This is a genomic window from Brevibacterium senegalense, from assembly GCF_000285835.1.
GTDB classification, from domain to species: domain Bacteria; phylum Actinomycetota; class Actinomycetes; order Actinomycetales; family Brevibacteriaceae; genus Brevibacterium; species Brevibacterium senegalense.
The window spans coordinates 458,082-476,172 of sequence record NZ_HE978600.1; the positions used below are offsets into that span (position 1 = coordinate 458,082).

At 70.2% G+C, this 18,091-nt stretch carries 17 protein-coding genes; 13 read left to right on the forward strand and 4 right to left on the reverse strand.

Annotated elements, in window-relative coordinates:
* Positions 1 to 8 precede the first annotated feature (8 nt).
* The 3 genes from HGBR_RS02160 to HGBR_RS02170 are packed head-to-tail and all read left to right on the forward strand — an operon-like array spanning position 9 to position 2,978.
* Entirely contained in the window at positions 9 to 1,316 is a 1,308-nt protein-coding gene (locus tag HGBR_RS02160) for an O-acetylhomoserine aminocarboxypropyltransferase/cysteine synthase family protein (protein WP_019157687.1), read from the forward strand.
* A 2-nt stretch (positions 1,317 to 1,318) separates the two neighbouring features.
* A complete protein-coding gene (locus HGBR_RS02165; protein WP_026077261.1) occupies positions 1,319 to 1,816 on the forward strand; it encodes a CoA-binding protein in 498 nt (165 codons plus the stop codon).
* A 46-nt stretch (positions 1,817 to 1,862) separates the two neighbouring features.
* A complete protein-coding gene (locus tag HGBR_RS02170; protein ID WP_245533240.1) occupies positions 1,863 to 2,978 on the forward strand; it encodes an FUSC family protein in 1,116 nt (371 codons plus the stop codon).
* A 34-nt stretch (positions 2,979 to 3,012) separates the two neighbouring features.
* Here HGBR_RS02170 and HGBR_RS02175 read toward each other — a convergent pair whose 3' ends face one another.
* Together HGBR_RS02175 and tpx are read right to left on the reverse strand one after the other, a co-directional pair.
* The gene (locus HGBR_RS02175) at positions 3,013 to 4,197 is read right to left on the reverse strand and encodes an SPFH domain-containing protein (protein WP_019157690.1); all 1,185 of its coding nucleotides are present in this window, start codon (positions 4,195 to 4,197) and stop codon (positions 3,013 to 3,015) included.
* 28 nt (positions 4,198 to 4,225) lie between these two features.
* Positions 4,226 to 4,723: a thiol peroxidase gene (gene tpx, locus HGBR_RS02180; RefSeq protein ID WP_019157691.1), complete on the reverse strand. Its 498-nt coding sequence runs from the start codon at positions 4,721 to 4,723 to the stop codon at positions 4,226 to 4,228.
* Positions 4,724 to 4,851: 128 nt separating this feature from the next.
* Here tpx and HGBR_RS02185 point away from each other — a divergent pair, with 128 nt between their 5' ends.
* Positions 4,852 to 5,682 carry a siderophore-interacting protein gene (locus tag HGBR_RS02185; protein WP_019157692.1) on the forward strand — a complete coding sequence of 277 codons (831 nt, stop codon included), beginning with the start codon at positions 4,852 to 4,854 and terminating at the stop codon, positions 5,680 to 5,682.
* A 51-nt stretch (positions 5,683 to 5,733) separates the two neighbouring features.
* On the opposite strand, the gene HGBR_RS02190 is transcribed toward HGBR_RS02185, so the two are convergent.
* Together HGBR_RS02190 and HGBR_RS02195 are read right to left on the reverse strand one after the other, a co-directional pair.
* Positions 5,734 to 6,588, reverse strand: coding sequence for a hypothetical protein (locus tag HGBR_RS02190; protein WP_019157693.1), 855 nt, complete (start codon positions 6,586 to 6,588; stop codon positions 5,734 to 5,736).
* 40 nt (positions 6,589 to 6,628) lie between these two features.
* Positions 6,629 to 7,366: an IclR family transcriptional regulator gene (locus HGBR_RS02195; RefSeq protein WP_019157694.1), complete on the reverse strand. Its 738-nt coding sequence runs from the start codon at positions 7,364 to 7,366 to the stop codon at positions 6,629 to 6,631.
* A gap of 165 nt (positions 7,367 to 7,531) precedes the next feature.
* Here HGBR_RS02195 and HGBR_RS16040 point away from each other — a divergent pair, with 165 nt between their 5' ends.
* The 9 genes from HGBR_RS16040 (at position 7,532) to HGBR_RS02240 (ending at position 18,070) form a co-directional block, all read left to right on the forward strand.
* Positions 7,532 to 8,944 (forward strand): MmgE/PrpD family protein, encoded by a 1,413-nt coding sequence (locus HGBR_RS16040; protein WP_161601830.1) that lies wholly within the window; start codon positions 7,532 to 7,534, stop codon positions 8,942 to 8,944.
* Positions 8,941 to 10,140 carry a CaiB/BaiF CoA transferase family protein gene (locus tag HGBR_RS02205; protein ID WP_019157696.1) on the forward strand — a complete coding sequence of 400 codons (1,200 nt, stop codon included), beginning with the start codon at positions 8,941 to 8,943 and terminating at the stop codon, positions 10,138 to 10,140. The genes HGBR_RS16040 and HGBR_RS02205 overlap by 4 nt, the downstream gene beginning before the upstream one ends.
* A complete protein-coding gene (locus HGBR_RS02210; RefSeq protein WP_019157697.1) occupies positions 10,137 to 11,300 on the forward strand; it encodes an acyl-CoA dehydrogenase family protein in 1,164 nt (387 codons plus the stop codon). Before HGBR_RS02205 ends, HGBR_RS02210 begins: the two co-directional genes overlap by 4 nt.
* A 214-nt stretch (positions 11,301 to 11,514) precedes the next feature.
* Positions 11,515 to 12,561, forward strand: coding sequence for a TRAP transporter substrate-binding protein (locus tag HGBR_RS02215; protein WP_083882691.1), 1,047 nt, complete (start codon positions 11,515 to 11,517; stop codon positions 12,559 to 12,561).
* A complete protein-coding gene (locus HGBR_RS02220) occupies positions 12,561 to 13,094 on the forward strand; it encodes a TRAP transporter small permease (RefSeq protein ID WP_019157699.1) in 534 nt (177 codons plus the stop codon). Before HGBR_RS02215 ends, HGBR_RS02220 begins: the two co-directional genes overlap by 1 nt.
* On the forward strand, positions 13,087 to 14,394 hold the full coding sequence (locus HGBR_RS02225; RefSeq protein WP_019157700.1) for a TRAP transporter large permease: 1,308 nt from the start codon (positions 13,087 to 13,089) through the stop codon (positions 14,392 to 14,394). The genes HGBR_RS02220 and HGBR_RS02225 overlap by 8 nt, the downstream gene beginning before the upstream one ends.
* A gap of 108 nt (positions 14,395 to 14,502) precedes the next feature.
* Positions 14,503 to 15,687 (forward strand): NAD(P)/FAD-dependent oxidoreductase, encoded by a 1,185-nt coding sequence (locus HGBR_RS02230; protein ID WP_019157701.1) that lies wholly within the window; start codon positions 14,503 to 14,505, stop codon positions 15,685 to 15,687.
* Positions 15,688 to 15,900: 213 nt separating this feature from the next.
* Positions 15,901 to 17,238, forward strand: coding sequence for an Nramp family divalent metal transporter (locus tag HGBR_RS02235; protein ID WP_019157702.1), 1,338 nt, complete (start codon positions 15,901 to 15,903; stop codon positions 17,236 to 17,238).
* A 79-nt stretch (positions 17,239 to 17,317) separates the two neighbouring features.
* Complete coding sequence (locus tag HGBR_RS02240) at positions 17,318 to 18,070, forward strand: hypothetical protein (RefSeq protein ID WP_019157703.1); 753 nt, start codon at positions 17,318 to 17,320, stop codon at positions 18,068 to 18,070.
* Positions 18,071 to 18,091: the final 21 nt, after the last annotated feature.

Here is an 18,091-nt window from a genome sequence, read left to right on the forward strand (position 1 = left end):
AACCCCTTTTGTCCGACCACCAGTTCGGCTTCCGCACCCGCGCCCTGCACGCCGGCGGCGTGCCCGACGCGGTGCACGGCTCGCGCGCCGTGCCGATCCACCAGACCACGTCGTACGTCTTCAAGGACGCGGACGACGCCGCGAACCTCTTCGCGCTGCAGAAGTACGGGAACATCTACTCGCGCATCAGCAACCCCACGGTCGCGGCGTTCGAGGAGCGCATCGCCAGCCTGGAGGGCGGGATCGGGGCGGTCGCCACGGCCTCGGGCATGTCCGCCGAGTTCCTCGTCTTCGCCGCGCTCGCGCAGTCCGGCGACCACATCGTCGCGTCCTCCCAGCTCTACGGCGGCACCGTCACCCAGCTGGACGTGACCCTGCGCCGGTTCGGCATCGACACGACGTTCGTCGACGGCACGGACCCCGCGGACTTCGAAGCCGCCCTGCGTCCGGAGACCCGCGCGGTCTACACGGAGCTCATCGCGAACCCGTCGTCGGAGATCGCGGACCTCGAGGGCCTGGCACGGGTGGCGCACGGCGCGGACATCCCGCTCATCGTCGACGCGACGCTCAACACCCCCTACCTGTGCCGTCCGATCGAGCACGGCGCGGACATCGTCATCCACTCCGCCACCAAGTTCCTGGGCGGGCATGGGACCACGCTGGGCGGCGTCATCGTGGAGTCCGGCCGCTTCGACTGGGGCAACGGGAAGTTCCCCCTCATGACGGAGCCTGTGCCCACGTACAACGACCTGTCGTGGTGGGACAACTTCGGCGAGTTCGGCTTCCTCACCCGCCTGCGCTCCGAGCAGCTGCGCGACATCGGTCCGGCTCTGTCCCCGCAGTCCGCGTGGCAGCTGCTCCAGGGTGTCGAGACCCTGCCGCAGCGCATGGACGAGCACGTGGCGAACGCGCAGCGCGTCGCGGAATGGCTCGAGGCGGACCCCCGGATCGCGTACGTCAACTACTCCGGGCTGCCGTCGCACCCGCACCACGAGCGGGCCAAGAAGTACCTGACGTCCGCCGGGTCCGTCTTCTCCTTCGGCGTCGCCGCCGCGGGCGGACGCGACGGACGCGCCGTGGGCGAGACGTTCATCGGCAGCCTGCAGTTGGCCTCGCATCTGGCCAACGTGGGCGACTCACGGACCCTCGTCCTGCACCCGGCCTCGACGACGCACCAGCAGCTGAGCGCCGCGCAGCTGGAGGCCGGCGGTGTGAACCCGGACCTCATCCGCATCTCCGTGGGACTCGAGGACATCGATGACATCCTGTGGGATCTGGACCAGGCACTGACCGCCGCCGCGGAAGGAGTGGAGTGACGATGACGGAGACGACCGCACGCACATGGGAGGGCCCGTCCGCCGGTGAACGCCTGCGGATGCTGAAGAACGCGCAGTCGATCGCGATCGTGGGTGCCTCCGCGAAGCCCGCGCGCGCCTCGAACTTCGTGGGCACGTACCTGCTGTCCTCGTCGTCCTTCCGGGTGTACTTCATCAACCCGCGCGAGAAGGAGATCCTGGGCCGGCCGGTCTACGCCTCGCTCGAGGACCTGCCGGAGGTGCCGGACATCGTCGACGTGTTCCGCAAGCACGACGACCTGCCGGAGGTCGCGCGGGAGGCCGTGGCGATCGGTGCGCAGACCCTCTGGATCCAGTTGGGCCTGTGGAACGAGGAGGCCGCACGCATCGCACAGGACGGCGGGCTGGACGTCGTCATGGACCGCTGCGTCAAGATCGAGCACGCACGGTTCCACGGCGGCCTCAACCTGGCCGGCTTCAACACCGGGGTCATCTCCTCCAAGCGCCAGACGCTGGACTGATCGGCCCTCCCGCGCACGCGTCGAGGGCGTGACCGAGACGAGTGCCGTGAGCTCACCAACGGGCGGCCTGCGCCGCCGTATCGCGATCCTGCTGCGAAGGCCGGAGGTCACGACGGATGCGCTCCAGATCGTCAAGAGCGTCGTCGCCGCCACCCTGGCCTGGTGGCTGGCGGTCGAGGTCCTCGAGTCCCAGATGCCGTTCCTGGCGCCCTGGGTGGCGCTGCTGACCGTCTATCCGACGGTGTACCAGTCCCTGCGACGCGGCGCCCAGACGACGGTCGCGTCGTGGGCCGGTGTGGGCGTCTCGTTCGTGATCGGGCACTTCCTGGGCGTCGGTCTCTGGACCTTCGCCTTGGCGATCGTCGTGGGGACGGCGGCGTCCAGGATCCCGTGGATCCGCGACGAGGGCGTCGCGATCGCCACGACCTCCGTCTTCGTCCTGGGAGACGGCTTCACCCAGCAGCAGCCCATGCTGCTGGACCGGATCATCGAGGTGGCCGTGGGCGCCGCGGTCGGCCTCCTCATCAACCTCCTCCTCATCCCGCCGCTGCGCGATCGGCAGGCCTCACGGTACGTCGACCACATCAATCTGCGCATGGGACGGGTCCTCATCGACATGGCCGATGCGTTCCGGGATTCGTGGGACACGGACGATGCGGAGTCGTGGGCGGAGGAGATCCAGTCGATGACGGACGACCTCTCGACCGCCTGGGAATCCGTGCGCAGCGCCCACGAGAGCCGCCGTGCCAATCCGCGGCTGCGCATGCTCCGCTCGAGGACCGCGCGGACGTCGACCGAACGCGCCGACTACGGAGAGATCCTCGCCCGGGTGGACGAGGGCGTCTCCCATCTGCGACATCTGGTCCGCACGCTGCGCGACGCAGCGCACTCCGAGGGCGAATGGGACACTCGGTTCCGCGAGGCGTGGGCGGGCATCGTCCGCGACGCGGGACACGCCATCGCGGATCCCGACAGTGAGGTCGAACCGATCGACGAACGGCTGGAGGGACTCTCGACCGAACTGTCGCAGGACCGCTCGCTGCCCCAGCGCACCTGGCCTCTCTACGGCTCCCTCATCACGAGCATGCGGCACATCGCCCGCGTCGTCGACGACGTCGCCTCCGCCCGGGAGGCCCGCGAGTCAGGCCCGACCGGCACCTGACGCGGGCCTCCCGTTCACGGCTGGTGGGGCGCGCTCACGGCTGGTGCGGCGGCTGCGGCGGGATGCCGCGCTGCTGCTGGTCCTGCACCCACTGCTGGGCGCGCTGCGCCAGGTCGCGGGGCTGTCCCTGCCGCTGGCCCTGGCCCTGCTGCTGCGAGGACTGCTGGCGGGACCGCTCGACCTGCTGCTGCGCCTCCTGCGCCTGCTGCTGCGCCTGCTGCCGAGCGCGCGCCGCGCGGCGCGAGGCCTCCTGAGCGGACTGCTCCTCCCAGTCGTCCGCCATCGCGGTGCCCCTCTCGTTCGCCTGAGCGGAGAAGAGGGTGTTGCGGATCTCCCCCATCATCTCGCCCAGACCGCCCGGGTTCGACGGCATGAAGAGGACGTTCGAGCGGCCACCGCGGGCCACCTCCTGCATCGCGTCGAAGTACTGGGTCATCATGAGCAGCTGCTCTGCGGAGTCGCTGATGCCCACCTCACTGAGGCGCTCGTACTGCACCGCGATGCCGTCCGCGATCGCCTTGCGCTGGGCGGCGACGCCCTCACCGTGCAGGCGCATCGCCTCGGCATCCGCCTCCGCCTGCGTGACGCGCTTGATCTTGTCCGCCTCCGCCAGCGACTGCGCGGCCACGCGGTCGCGCTGGGCGGCGTTGATCGAGTTCATCGAATCGCGCACCCGCGAATCCGGCGAGATGTCCGTCACGAGGGTGTTGACGATGCGGAAGCCGTACGCGGCCATCGACTGCGAGAGGCGCTGCTCGACGTTGTGCGCGATGTCGTCCTTCGACTCGAACGCGGAGTCGAGGGTGAGGGAGGACAGGGCCGACCGGACCGTATCGAACACGTACGAGCGGATCTGCTCCTCCGGGTTCGCCAGTCGGTAGTACGCGTCGACGACGCTGTCCTCGCCCACGACGTACTGGACGGCGACGGGGACGTTCACGAAGACGTTGTCCTTCGTCTTCGACTCGATGTCGACGCCCAGTTGCTGGACGCGCAGCGAGATGGGCTTCGTGGTCGTCTCGATGAACGGCGCCTTCGTGTTGAGGCCCGGTCGCGCGACCTTCTTGAACTTGCCGAACCGCTCGACGATCACGTTCTCCTGCGTCTTCACGGTGAAGAAGATCGAGGTCCGCAGACCGCCGAACAGCAGGGCCGCCACGATGATGACGGCGATGATGAGGACGACGGCACCGATGCCCAGTCCGAGAATGGCTTCCATGGCGTGCTCCTGGTGGGTCGTGCGGCGGTCAGTTCAGTGCGGCGACTGCGGCGTCGTAGTCCGGCTCCTGACCGATCTCCGGCACCTGCTCCGTGTGGAGGACCGTTCCGTCCGCATCGAGGACGACGACGGCGCGGGACAGCAGACCGGCCAGCGGGCCGTCGTTCTGCACGAGGCCGTAGTCCTCGCCGAACGTGGAACGGAAGGCGGACCCCATCGTCACGTTCTCGATGCCCTCGGCACCGCAGAAGCGGGCCTGCGCGAACGGCAGGTCCTTCGAGACGCACACGACGGTCGTGCCCTCCAGGGAGGCGGCGCGCTCGTTGAACTCGCGGACGCTCGCGGCGCACACGCCGGTGTCCACGCTGGGGAAGATGTTGAGGACGACCCGGGAGCCTGCGAGGCCCCGGGCGGTGACGTCGGAGAGGTCGGTGCCCACGAGCGTGAAGTCGGGTGCCGTCTCACCGACGGCGGGCAGCTCGCCGCTGGTCGTGACGGGTGTTCCGCGAAATGTGATGTCAGCCATGTGCCCATCCTTTCGCACCCTCAGGCACGAGGCAACCCGAGGTGAGGGTCGACTAACCTGCTGGGCTAGGGTGGCGAGCGCACTCCGCGCGGCACCGCGCGGCCGCCCCGTTCGAAGGAGCTCCTCGTATGACCGAGCAGACCCGCCCCGCCCGTCCGCCCCGCCCGCAGCACGTCATGGAGGTGCTCTCCCGCACTGAGCTGGGCCCGTCCCTGGTCCGCCTGGAGCTGGGCGGGGAGGGCTTCTCCACCTTCCCGGAGACGCCCAGCACGGATGCGTACGTGAAGATCGTGTTCGCGAAGCCAGAGCTGGGGCTGGAGCCCCCTTACGACCTCGCGGCCCTGCGCGAGACCCTGCCGGGTGAGGACATCCCCGTGACCCGGACGTACACGGTCCGCTCCGTCGACCGCGCGGCCGGGACGCTCGCCCTCGATTTCGTCGTGCACGGCGACGAGGGACTGGCCGGCCCCTGGGCGCGCGACGCCCAGCCAGGCGACCGCGTCGCGTTCATGGGTCCCGGCGGCGCGTACAGTCCCGATCCGCAGGCGGACTGGCATCTGCTGGCCGGCGACCTGTCCGCGGTCCCCGCGATCGCCGCCGCCCTCGAGGCGATGCCGGATGACGCGCGGGGGCTGGCCTTCCTCGTCATCGATTCCGAGGCGGACCGCCTCGAGCTGACCGCGCCGCAGGGAGTCGAGGTCGTCTGGACGACCGGCGCGCAGGGCGGCGCGGCGACCGAGCTGCTGTCCACCGTCATGCAGTCGCGGCCGTGGCCGGAGGGTCGTGTGCAGGTCTTCGCCCATGGCGAGCGGGAGTCCATCAAGCTGGTGCGCCGCCTGCTCAAGGAGCGCGGGATCGAGCGCGATCAGATCTCGATCTCCGGCTACTGGGCCCACGGCCGCACCGAGGACCGCTTCCAGTCGGAGAAGCGCGAGCCGATCGGGAAGATCGGGGACTGACATCCATGGGCGCATCGCGCCTGTGGCCGACCGGAGCCCCCTGACCGGGGCCTACGCGCAGTCCGGCAGTTCCACCGTCGAGAGGATGGTCGCGGACCCGATCGTGTCGTCCGGAGTCTCCGCCTCCGGGGGCGCTGCCAGTGCGGAGTCGACGAGAGCGCACTGCGCGTCCTCGTAGACGTGCGTCGCCGCCGGGGTCTCGACCTGCAGGGGCGTGAGCAGCGCCCACCCGTCGGGCCGGGCCAGCGCAGCGGTGAGCTCGTCCGCGTCGCCGGCCTCGGCGTCGACGGGCAGCGGCGATTCCCCGGAGACGTCCGGGTTCGCCTCGACGGCCCCCAGCGACAGCGGGGTGCCGGAGGCGGGGTCGCCGGACACGCCCAGCGCGGGCACGACGCCGTGGCAGCCGCCCTCCCCCAGCGGGGCGACGGCGTCCGCGAGCGCCTCGTCGGCCTCGGCGGCGTCGCAGACGAGCGAACCCGCAGCCCACACGGGCACGACGGCGGCGGCCGGACGGGGGTAGTCGGCGCCCTCGGCCCCGTCCTCGTCGCTGTGGCCGCCCTCGTCGCTGTTGCCGTCGTCCCGGCTCGTGACGTCCACCGTCGCAGAGGCTCGCACCAGCAGCCCGTCATCCGCCGGCTGAGCGTCGAAGAGCGCGGAGATCCCGCCGATCTCCAGCGCCGGCAGGTCCGGCGCGACGAGCGTGCCGGCCAGTCCCACTGTGCGGGTGGCCCGCTGCTGGCGGGCCGCTTCCGCCTCCGCCGAGGCCGTGGCCGCCATCTCCGGATCCATCTCCGGGGCCGTCACCTCGACGGGCACGGGATCCGACGCGAGGTCGGTCCCCTGTTCGCAGCCGGACAGGACGAGCAGCCCGGCGCACAGCGCGGTCAGGACGATCGGACTCCTCATGGGGAAAGCCTACGACGCCGCCCTGTCTGCCCCGGCGCCCTCACCGGAGGAGCTGCGCGACGCGGCGCTGGGAGGCCAGCAGGACGTCGGCGATCGATTCGGCGCCCAGGTCCTCGAGACGGGTGGCCGGCAGCGAGACGGACACGGCCGCGCGCAGCTCACCCGCACCGCCGAAGATCGCCACACCCACCCCGGCGATGTCCGTGCGCCACTCCGCGCGGTTGACCGCGTACCCGCGCGTGATCGCGGCGGTCACGTGCCGTTCGATGTCGTCGCGGTCGAAGCCGGGAAGGTCCGCCTCCGCATCGAGGATCTGCTGCCGCTGCGCCGGGGGCATCGCCGCGAGCATCGCGCGGCCGGAGGCGGTGCTGTGGTGGGGCACGCGCGTGCCCAGCGCCAGGTAGGTGCGGATCGCGCCCACGCCGTCCGCGCGCGAGACGACGACCTGCGCGTCCCCGTCGCGGACCAGGAGGTGGACGGTCTCACCCACCTCCTCCCGGATCGCGGTGAGCTCGCCCTGCATGAGGGTCGCGAGGTCGCCGGCCGGTGCCGACCGCATGCCCATGAGCAGGGCCTTGTTCGTGAGCGCCCACTCCGAGCGGCCGTTCGGGCTGGCGGTGAGCCACCCGGTCTCCCGCAGGGTCGAGAGGCACCGCAGCACCGTCGTCTTGGGCAGCCCCGTGAGGCGGGCGGTCTCCGACAGGCCCACGGGCTGGTGGCCGGCGACGGCCTCGAGCACGGCGAAGGCGTTGACGACGCTCTGGATGGGCTGGGACATGGACAGGACTCCGATCAGGCTGGTCCGCGCGGTTGACGCGGACCGCGGCGAGATCTACATTACCTAAGGAATGGACCACTGGTCCACCCAGCGGACCGTGCGATGCGGTGCGGCTCACGAACGACCACCGCCGAGGCCCCGCCCGGCGCGAAGGAGCACCTCCCGGTGACTGCGTCAGACCTCACCCAGCGCCTCGTCGACACGGCGGCCGCGTGGGACCATCCGGATCCCGTGGCCGCCGCCCGCGGTGCCGGCGTCGCCTTCGCAGACACCGTCGCCTGCGCGATCGCCGGCCTGGCCGACCCCGCCGTCGCCGCCTACGCCCGGGCGACCGGCCACTCCCCCTTCGACGCGACGATCCCCGCTGCGGACTTCGCACGGGCCACCGGTCTGGCCGCGCACGCGCTCGACTACGACGATGTGGACGACGCGACGATCAGCCATCCCTCGGCCGCGGTGGTCCCGGCTCTCCTGGCGGTCGCGCAGACTCGTCCGGGTGGGCATGCGAAACAGGGGGACCGCGCCCTCGCGCCGTCGGCCACGGGTGCAGAGTCCGCCACCGGCGCGGACGCCGTCGCAGCGCTGCACCGCGGTCTGGCCGTGGGTCGGATGCTGGGCGAGGCGCTGGGCGTGCGCGCGCACTACGAGGCCGGCTGGCACACGACCAGCACGATCGGGACCGTGGCCGCCGCGGCCGCGGTGGGCTCGCTGGCCGGGCTGGACACCGCGCGGATGCGCACCGCTTTCGGCATCGCCGGTTCGCTGGCGCAGGGCAGCCGGCAGAACTTCGGGTCGATGACGAAGCCGCTGCACGCCGGACAGGCCGCGCACAACGCGGTGCTGGCGGTGTCGCTGGCCCGCGAGGGCTTCACCGCTGACGCGGACCTCCTCGACGGGCCGCTGGGCTTCCTCGCCCTGCATCGCGGACCGGGGACCGCTTCCCCGGTCACGGACGCGGACCCCGCGATGCCGCACTTGAACGTCAAGCTCTACCCGTGCTGCTACTACACCCACGCGGCGGCGGACGCGGCCCGTGAGGTCCGGGAGGAGCTGGCGGGCGAGGCCACCATCCGCTCCGTCCACGTGACGGTCCAGCCCGGCGGCCTCGCCCCTCTCATCCACCCGCGGCCTGCGGACGGGACGCAGGCGAAATTCAGCATGGAGTACGTCATCGCCGCGATGCTGACGGACGGCGCGGTCACTCTGGGCACCTTCGCCCCGCAGACGGTCTCCCGGCCCGACCTCCAGGACCTGCTCACCCGGGTCACGACCGCCGAGGCCCCGGTCCCGCCGGCGGGTCCCGCCGCGTGGAACGCGGGCTACGCCGTCGTCGAGGCGACGCTGACGGACGGCCGCACGGTCACCCGCCGCGTCGACCGTCCCCGCGGTCATGCGACCCGTCCCGTCGACGATGCCACGCTGCGGGCGAAGGTCGACGACTGCCTGATCCATGCCGGCGCGGACGCCTCTCGCGCAGCACAGCTCTTCGAGACGCTCGTGCAGGTTGCTGAGCAGGAGTCCCTTGCAGACGTCGCCGCTCTCGTCGCGGATGTGGCGGGGGCAGGAGCAGCACGGTGACCCACTCCCTTCGCAAGCCCCTCGACGGGGTGCTCGTCGTCGCCCTGGAACAGGCGGTCGCCGCTCCGTTCGCGTCGCGGCAGCTGGCCGATCTGGGAGCCCGCGTCATCAAGGTCGAGCGCCCCGGCGGAGGCGACTTCGCCCGCGCGTACGACGAGCACGTCGACGGCACCTCGTCCGCGTTCGTGTGGCTGGGTCGCGGCAAGGAGTCGGTCGTCCTCGATCTCAAGGACGAGGAGGGACGCCGCCGCCTCGAGCAGCTGCTGGAGCGGGCGGACGTCTTCATCCAGAACCTGTCTCCGGCCGCCGCGCGCCGTGCGGGACTGGACCCGGATTCCGTGCAAGCACGCCATCCCCGTGTCATCGCGTGCGGGATCTCCGGCTACGGGGAGGACGGCCCGCTGGCGACGGCGAAGGCCTACGACCTCCTGGTGCAGGGCGAATCCGGCCTCATCGATCTGACCGGCGACGGCGAGATGCGCGCGAAGGTGGGCACGTCCATCGCGGACATCGCGGCCGGCTCCTACGCGTACTCGTCGATCCTCGCAGCCCTCCACCACCGCCTGCGGTTCGGCGAGGCCCTGCCGGTGAAGATCTCAATGCTCGAGGCACTGGCCGAGTGGGTGAGCTACCCGTACCTCTACGCCGCCCACTCCGGCGCGGCCCCGCTGCGGCGCGGCACCTCGCACGCGACGATCGCCCCCTACGGCGCGTTCGCCACCGGCGATGGCGGCCGGATCCTCTTCGCCGTCCAGAACGACCGGGAGTGGCGACGCTTCTGCAACGTCGTGCTGGGCGACCCCGCCCGCGCAGACGACCCCCTGTTCGCCGACCAGACGCGCCGCGTCACGCACGCGGACGCGCTCGAGTCACTCATCGAGGAGAGGCTGTCGACCCTCACCATCGACGAGGCCCGTGCCCTCCTCGAGCAGGCGGACATCGCGGTGGCCCGTCTCAACGGCATCGACGCCCTGGGCGAGCACGAGCAGCTGCGCGCCCGCGACCGCTGGGTCGAGACCCCGCACCCCGGCGGCACTGCGGAGACGCTGCGCCCGCCGTGGAGCGTCCCGGCCGCCGGGGGCGACTTCGGCGCCGTCCCCGCACTGGGCGAGCACACGGAGTCCGTCCTTACCTGGCTGGACGAGGATCCGCCTTCCGCACCTGCACATCCGCAACCCCTGAGGAGCCCCGCATGACCACGACGTACGACGAGACCGAGACCCGGAAGGACCTGCGCAGCCTGGTCGACCAGATCTGCAGGGACTTCCCCGACACCTACTGGCAGAAGGTCGATGCGGAGGACGCGTACCCGGAGGACTTCGTCCAGGCGCTGACCGCGACTGGCGCCCTGGGCGCGCTCATCCCGGAGGAGTACGGGGGTCTGGGCCTGGGTCTGGGCGACGGCTCCGCGATCCTCGAGCAGATCAACTACAACGGCGCGAACTCCGGTGCGATCCATGCACAGCTGTACACGATGAACGCCGTCCTGCACCACGGCAGCGAGGAGCAGAAGAAGCAGTACCTGCCCCCGGTCGCGACGGGCGAGCTGCGCCTCCAGGCGTTCGGTGTGACCGAGCCGGGCGCCGGCACGGACACGACGAGCCTCTCGACCACCGCGGTGCGCGACGGCGACGAGTACGTCGTCAACGGCCAGAAGGTGTTCATCTCCCGCGTCCAGCAGTCGGACCTCATGCTGCTGCTGGCGCGGACGACGCCGCTGGACCAGGTGCAGAAGAAGTCCGACGGACTGTCGCTGTTCCTCATCGACATCCGCGATCTGCCGGGGCTCACGATCAACCCCATCAAGACGATGATCAACCACGCGACGACGGAGCTGTTCTTCGACGACATGCGCATCCCCGCCTCGTCGCTCATCGGCGAGGAGGGCAAGGGCTTCAAGTACATCCTCACCGGCATGAACGCGGAGAGGATCCTCATCGCCAGCGAGTGCATCGGCGACGGCCGCTGGTTCATCGAGCGCGCCGTCGAGTACTCGAAGGACCGCGTCGTCTTCAACCGTCCCATCGGCTCGAACCAGGGCATCCAGTTCCCCATCGCCCGTGCGCACGTCGAGCTCGAGGCCGCTGACCTCATGCGCTGGAAGGCCGCCGACCTGTTCGACGCGGGCAAGCCCTGCGGCGCGGAGGCGAACATGGCGAAGATGCTGGCGTCCGAGGCGTCGTGGCAGGCGGCGGACACCTGCCTGCAGACGCACGGCGGCTTCGGCATGACGCAGGAGTACAACATCGAGCGGAAGTTCCGCGAGACGCGCCTCTACCAGATCGCCCCGATCTCCACGAACCTCATCCTGTCGTTCGTGGGCCAGCACGTGCTGGGCATGCCCCGCTCGTTCTGAGTCTCACGGGACGAACCCGGACCTCCGGGTCCTCGGACCCGCCCCTACACTGACTCCCGGTCCGCACCCGGACCCGCCATCTCCAGCGCTCCCCCGTCCGGCACACCCCCGCCGGACGGGGCGACCGCGCCGGGCGACGACGCCCGGCCGCGCACCTGATCCGTGCGTCACCGCCGTCGCACCTCTCACCCGAACCCCACAGGAATCAGATTCCATGTCACCCACACCACCGTCGCTCGGTCGGAGGTCATTGCTGACCCTCGCGGCCGCGGCGCCCCTGCTGGCCGCCGCCGGCTGTGCCCCCGGCGCGGCCGCAGACGGCCTCCGCCCCGACGGCGCGCTGCGCGTCGCCACCTACATCACCCCCGGCTACACGGACCTCTACCCCGGCATCGAGCGCTTCAACGAGGTGCTCGATGAGCATCTGGGCGCGGGCGTCGTCGACTTCTTCGACTCCGGCGCGCTCCTGAATGCGGAGCAGCTGGTCCCCGGAATGCTGCGCGGCATCACGGATGTGGGGTTCCAGACCTCCAGCTACGTCTCCGCGAGCTTCCCGATCCTGGGGGCGGCGGAGCTGCCCTTCATCAACGACGGGTTCGAGCAGATGCGCCGCGCGCTGGCACCCGACTCCCCGCTCATCGCCCTCATCAACGAGACGCTGGAGCCGCAGGGCATGTCGAGCATCGGCGCGATGCCGTGCACGGAGCAGTGGATCTTCACGGTCGACCGGCCGATCACCGCCCCGGACGACCTGCGCGGGCTTCGAATCCGCACCGCCGGCCACGTCGAGGGCGAGATGGTGAAGTCGATGGGCGCCGCCCCGGTCTCCATGTCCTCGGCGGAGCTGTACGAGGCCCTGGAGCGCGGCACGATCGACGGCATGGTGTCCTACCTGGGCACGATCGTCTCCCGCGGGCTGCAGGACATCCTCAAGTACGGCACCCGCGCGCACTTCGGCGCCTACAGCGTAGACGCGTACGCGAACACCGCCTGGCTCCAGGACACCTCGTCCGAGGTCCAGGACGCCCTGCACGACGCCGGTGCCGTCTACGCCCAGGAGGGCACGGACACCCAGTTCAGGATCTACGAGGACGACTACCTGCCCCTCGTCGAGGAGTCCTCGCTGGAGGTCATCGACCTCGATGAGACCCAGACCGACGCGTTCCGCGACGCGACCGGCTCCGTCGTCGACTGGTGGAAGTCGAAGGTGGGCGATGACGATCTCGCCGACCGCGCACTGGCACTCGTGAAGGAGGCGTGATGCGGAAGACGTTCGACTCCCTCCTCTCCGTCACCCAGGCCCTCCGCATGCTGTCGGGGATCGTGATCGTGGCCGTCATGCTCATCACCGGCTACGACGTCGTCATGCGGTACGTGTTCGCGCGTCCGCTCGACTGGTCGATCACGATCTCCATGGTGGGGCTCGTGACGATCGTGCTGCTGACCGTCCCGGACCTCGAGGCCCGCAACGAGCACATCGCGATGGACCTCTTCTACCGGGGCTTCGGACCGAAGAAGTCACTCATCGCGGACGTCGTCACGATGGTCGCGACCACCCTCTTCTGCGCCGTCTCCGGCGTGGTCGCCGCGATCACCGCCGTCCACTTCCTCACGGCGGACCTCCGGACGGCCGGCACCTTCAATCTGCCGATCTGGATCGGCTACGCCCTCGTCGCACTGGGTCTCCTCCTGGCGGCGCTCATGTCCGTCCTGCGTTTCGCCCTGACCCGTCAGTCGACGACCGCGGACGCTCCGGACTCGCTCGAGACCCAGGAGGGAAGCGCTCATGCTTGATGTCCTCGCCGTCAGCGCGGCCGTCGTCCTGCTGCTGGTCCTCGTCTACCTGCGCACCCCCATCTTCATCGCGCTGGGATCGTCCGGCCTCCTGGGGCTGCTCCTGCTGGAGGGCCCGCGCGGCCTCCAGCAGATTCCCGTCGCGTTCGTGAGTCAGCTGGAGAGCTACTCGCTGGTCGCCGCTCCCATGTACATCCTCATGGGCGAGATCCTGGCGGTGGGCGGCCTGGGCCGCGCGATCTTCCGGTTCGCCCATGCATGGCTGGGCCGCCTCCCCGGCGGTCTGGGCGTCACCGCGGTCGGGTCGTCGACCGTGTTCGGCGCGCTGTCCGGCGTGAGCCTCTCCGCCGTCACCGTCGTGGGACGCATGGCGGTCCCGGAGATGCTGGCGCGCGGCTACCGTCCCAGCTTCGCGACCGGTGCGGTCGTGGCCTCCGGCGCGCTGGCCATGCTCATCCCGCCCAGCCTCATGTTCATCCTCTACTCCTCGGTCTCCGGCGAGAGCATCGGCGCGCTGTTCGCCGGCGGCATCATCCCCGGTCTGCTGCTCGCCGCACTCATGGCGCTCTTCGTCGTCGTCATGGCCTCCGTCAAACCGGAGCTGGCGCCCCGGGCGGATGAGGGCATCACGTGGAAGGACCGCCTCGACGCCCTCGTGAAGGTCGCGCCCGCGCTCATCCTCATCATCATCGTGCTGGGCTCGATCTACACGGGCATCGCGACGGCGACGGAGGCGGCGGCGATCGGCGCGATCGGCGCCTTCCTGGTCGTGGGCGTCTTCGACCGGGCGCTCACGTGGGAGAACATCAAGAGGATCATCGTCGGCACGACTCAGATCTCCGGCTCCCTCCTCATCATCGTGGGGTCCGCCTTCGTCTTCACCCAGATGCTCGTCGTCGTCCGCGCGGCGGAGGCCCTCACCTCGTTCGTGAGCGGCCTGTCCGTGCCGTCGTGGCTCATCGTCATCGTGCTGCTCGTCATCGTCATGGCGCTGGGCTGCCTCATCGACGCGGCCTCGCTCATGCTCGTCATCACGCCGATCCTGCTGCCGATCTTCACGGAGCTGGGCTACGACCCGCTGTGGGTGGGCGTCGTCCTCGTCGTGACCCTCGAAACCGCGGTCATCACCCCGCCGGTGGGCCTCAACCTGTACGCGATGAAATCCGTCGTGCCGCAGGTGGACATCGGCGCGATCATCCGCGGCGCGCTGCCGTACCTCGCGATCGAGTTCGGCCTCCTCGTCCTCATGGTCTTCGTGCCGGAGCTGGCGACCTGGTTCCCCTCGCTCACCGCGACGTGACGCTCGCCTGACATCCCCTTGTGCACCCTCGTGCCCCCGGTCCAGACTGGGGACACGAGGGTGTACCGCTTCACAGTCCGCGATGGGGCTGACGGGTGAGGGGATGGGATGACCGACGTGCAGGGGTTCGACGTCGTCGTGGTCGGCGGCGGGATCATGGGGCTCACCAGCGCCTACGAGTTGTCACGTGCGGGGCTGCGGGTCCTCGTCGTGGAGCGCGGCGAGCTGGGGTGCGGGTCGACGTCGAAGGCGGCGGGCGGCCTCCGCAGCCAGTTCTCCGACGAGGCGAACATCCTGCTGGGCGCCCGCAGCCTCGAGTCGTACGTGCGGATGCAGGAGGAGCGGCACCACGCCCTCGACCTGCTGCGGACCGGTTACCTCTTCCTCCTGAGCGACGAGGCGGATCTGGCCCGCTTCGAGCGGGACGTCGCCCTGCAGAACGAGCTGGGGCTGCCCACCCGGATCCTCACCGTCGCCGAGGCCGTGGCCCTGTCCCCCGTCGTCTCACCCGACGGACTGGTCGCCGCCGTCTTCAACCCCGCGGACGCCCACTGCACGCCCGAAGCCGCGGTAGGTGCCTACGCCCACGAGTCGCGGCGCGCCGGTGCCGTCGTCTGGACCCGCGCGGAGGCCACGGACATCGAGGTCGCGAACGGCCGGGTGCGGGCGGTCACGGTCGCCCGCAGCGGCCTCGGCGGCGGCGCGCAGCGCGAGCGCGAGGTGCGGGTCGAGACCTCCCACGTCGTCTGCGCAGCCGGGGTGTGGTCGCCCGCGATCGGGACGATGGCGGGGATCGACCTGCCGATCCGGCCGCTCAAGCGGCACGTCGTCGTGACCGAACCGGTCGACTTCGACGCCCGCGCGATGCCGTTCACGATCGACTTCTCCACGTCGTTCTACTTCCATTCGGAGGGGTCGGGGCTGCTCATGGGAGCGCCTGAGGTGCAGGACACGTGGGAGTACGACCTGCGGACCGATCCCGCCTGGCTGGAGCACCTGGGCGACCTCATCGAGCGGCGCGCCCCGCAGCTGGGCGAGGCCGAGGTGCGGGCGGGCTGGGCCGGTCTCTACGAGGTGACACCGGACCACAACGCGCTCATCGGGAGCGCTCGGGAGGTCGCGGGGTTCCACTACGCGTGCGGGTTCTCCGGCCACGGATTCCTGCAGGGGCCGGCGGTGGGCGAGGTCGTGAGGGACCTGGTGACCGGGCGGACGCCGTTCGTCGACGTGAGCGGGCTGGGCCTGGACCGGTTCGCCGGCGGGACACTCCGCAGAGAGCTCACGGTGGTGTGAGCTCACGGTGGCGTGAGACCGGTCGATGCATAGAACCGGCACAATTTCTCCTGAGAGGATCATGGATCTACAGTTGACCGGAATTCACTAGGCAGCCGGGAGCCGCCGTCCCCCGTCGGAGCATGAGCGCATGCGGATCCGGACCCGTCGGAGTCAGTCCGATGGCGCGCGGGGCGTGCCGCTTCCGGCTCATTTCGAGTAGGGAGTACGTCGATGTCCGAATCGACTTCAGCGGGCGGCGCGTCGGGCGCAGGCGCCTCGGGCGCGAAGGTCAGCAAGCGCCAGCTGCGCGGGGAGCAGGTCCCCGTCAAGGCCAAGCGGATCGTGGGCCCCGGCCTGGTCGCCGCCGGCACCGGTGTGGGGGCCGCCGACCTCGTCGCCACCCTGGTCGCCGGCTCGAACTACGGCTACGCGCTCCTGTGGGCCGCGGTGCTGGGCGCCGTCCTCAAGATCGTCCTGGTCGAGGGCGCGGGTCGCTACTCGCTGGCCACGGGTCGCTCGATCTTCGTGGGCTGGCGCAGCCTGGGCAAGTGGACCTCGTGGTACTTCGGTCCGTACATCGTCATCTGGGGCGTCGTGTACGCGGCGTCGGCGACGACGTCGTCCGCGCTGCCGATCATCACGATGTTCGATCTGGACGCGGCCTGGATCACCCCGATCGCGATCGTCATCGCCGTCGCGGTGTTCGCCCTGGTGTGGGCGAACAGGTACACGGTCATCGAAAAGATCATGACCTTCTTCGTGCTCGTCATGTTCATCATCGTCATCGCCACGGCGATCATGACCGCGCCGGAGATCCCCAAGATCCTGAGCGGCCTCATCCCCACCTTCACCGGTGACGGCGGAGAGAACGTCAACATCATCTACGTTCTGGCCATGGCCGGCGGCGTGGGCGGCACGATCACGCTCGCCGCGTACGGCTACTGGCTGCGCGAGAAGGGCTGGTACGCGCCCAAGTGGATGCGCGTCATGCAGATCGACAACACGATCGCGTACACGATCACCGGCCTGTTCGTCGTCTCTGTCCTCATCATCGGCGCGGAGCTGCTGTACACCGCGAACATCGCGCTGGCCTCCGGCGACAACGCCCTCATCGACCTTGCCCGCATCCTGGGCGAGGAGTACAGCGGCTTCTGGGGCAACATGTTCCTGGTCGGCTTCTTCGCGGCCGCGGTGTCGTCCGTCATCGGCGTGTGGAACGGCGTCTCGCTCATGTTCGCGGACTTCATGGGCCACGTCCGCAATCTCCCCGAGGAGCACCCGGACCGTCTGAACGGCGGCAAGTACTTCAAGTGGTACCTCGTGTGGCTGACGTTCCCGCCCATGCTGCTGCTGTTCCTGGGACAGCCCACCGGTCTCGTGCTGGCGTACGGCGTGCTGGGCGCACTCTTCATGCCGTTCCTCGCGCTCACGCTCCTGGGCCTCCTCAACACGAAGCGGGTGCCGTACGAGTGGCGCAACGGCTGGTTCACGAACGTCATGCTGGTGCTGTGCGTGGGCCTGTTCGGCTACCTCGCGGTCGACAACCTCATCGGCCTCTTCACGGGGTGATGGCAGACAGCTGACGACTGCCCTGCCCCGGCGAGGGAACGATGGACTGTGCACACAACGGAACGAACAGAGTCCTCGCATGAGCCAGCCGCCGATCCCGCCGCCGGGGCAGGTCTTCCAGACGTACGGTGAGTCTCAGCAGTACGGCCCGCAGACCAGTCCGCATACGGGCACCGGCGGGCCTTCGCCTGGAGCTCACGGATCCGCCGGTCCCGGAGCGCTCGCGCTCGTCCTCCTCCTGGGCGGATTCGCACTCCTCCCCATTCCCGCGATTCTCATTCCGGTCTTCAACGTCACAGGTCTGGCTGACCCCGTCTCGGTGGGGTTCACTGTCTTCTCGGTCGGACTGGGCGTCGTCGCGCGACTGATCGGCATCACCGGTGTGCTGGTGGTGCGAAGTGCGACATGGGCACGCAGAGGTATCGCTGCGGGGATCCTGGCAGCGAGCACGGTTGTCGTCTACGTCGGGCAGTTCGTGCTGCACCTGGTGATTCAGCAGATGGTGGGAGCCGCGGGCCCCGAGCTGGTGGGGACGATCTCGACGGCCGGCTCCGCAGTGCTGGGGCTCCTGTCCGCCGCGTCGTGGGTCGTGGCCTGGCTGGTCGTTCGCCGGGCGCCGCGCGCTGCCTGGTGCACCGCGCTGCCGGTCGCCCTCGTGCTGCCCGCCATCTGCACCATGCTCGTCAACGTGGGCCTGGCCTTCGTGTTCGGCGGCGGCCTGTACCTGTTCGCGACAATGGGGAACGCAGTCATGGCTCTGCCCTTCTTCGTCGCCGCGGTCGTCTTCGCGGAGTTCCTCACGCGGGGTGCACGGCGGCGAACGCAGACCTGACGCGCGTGACCGTGGCCCACA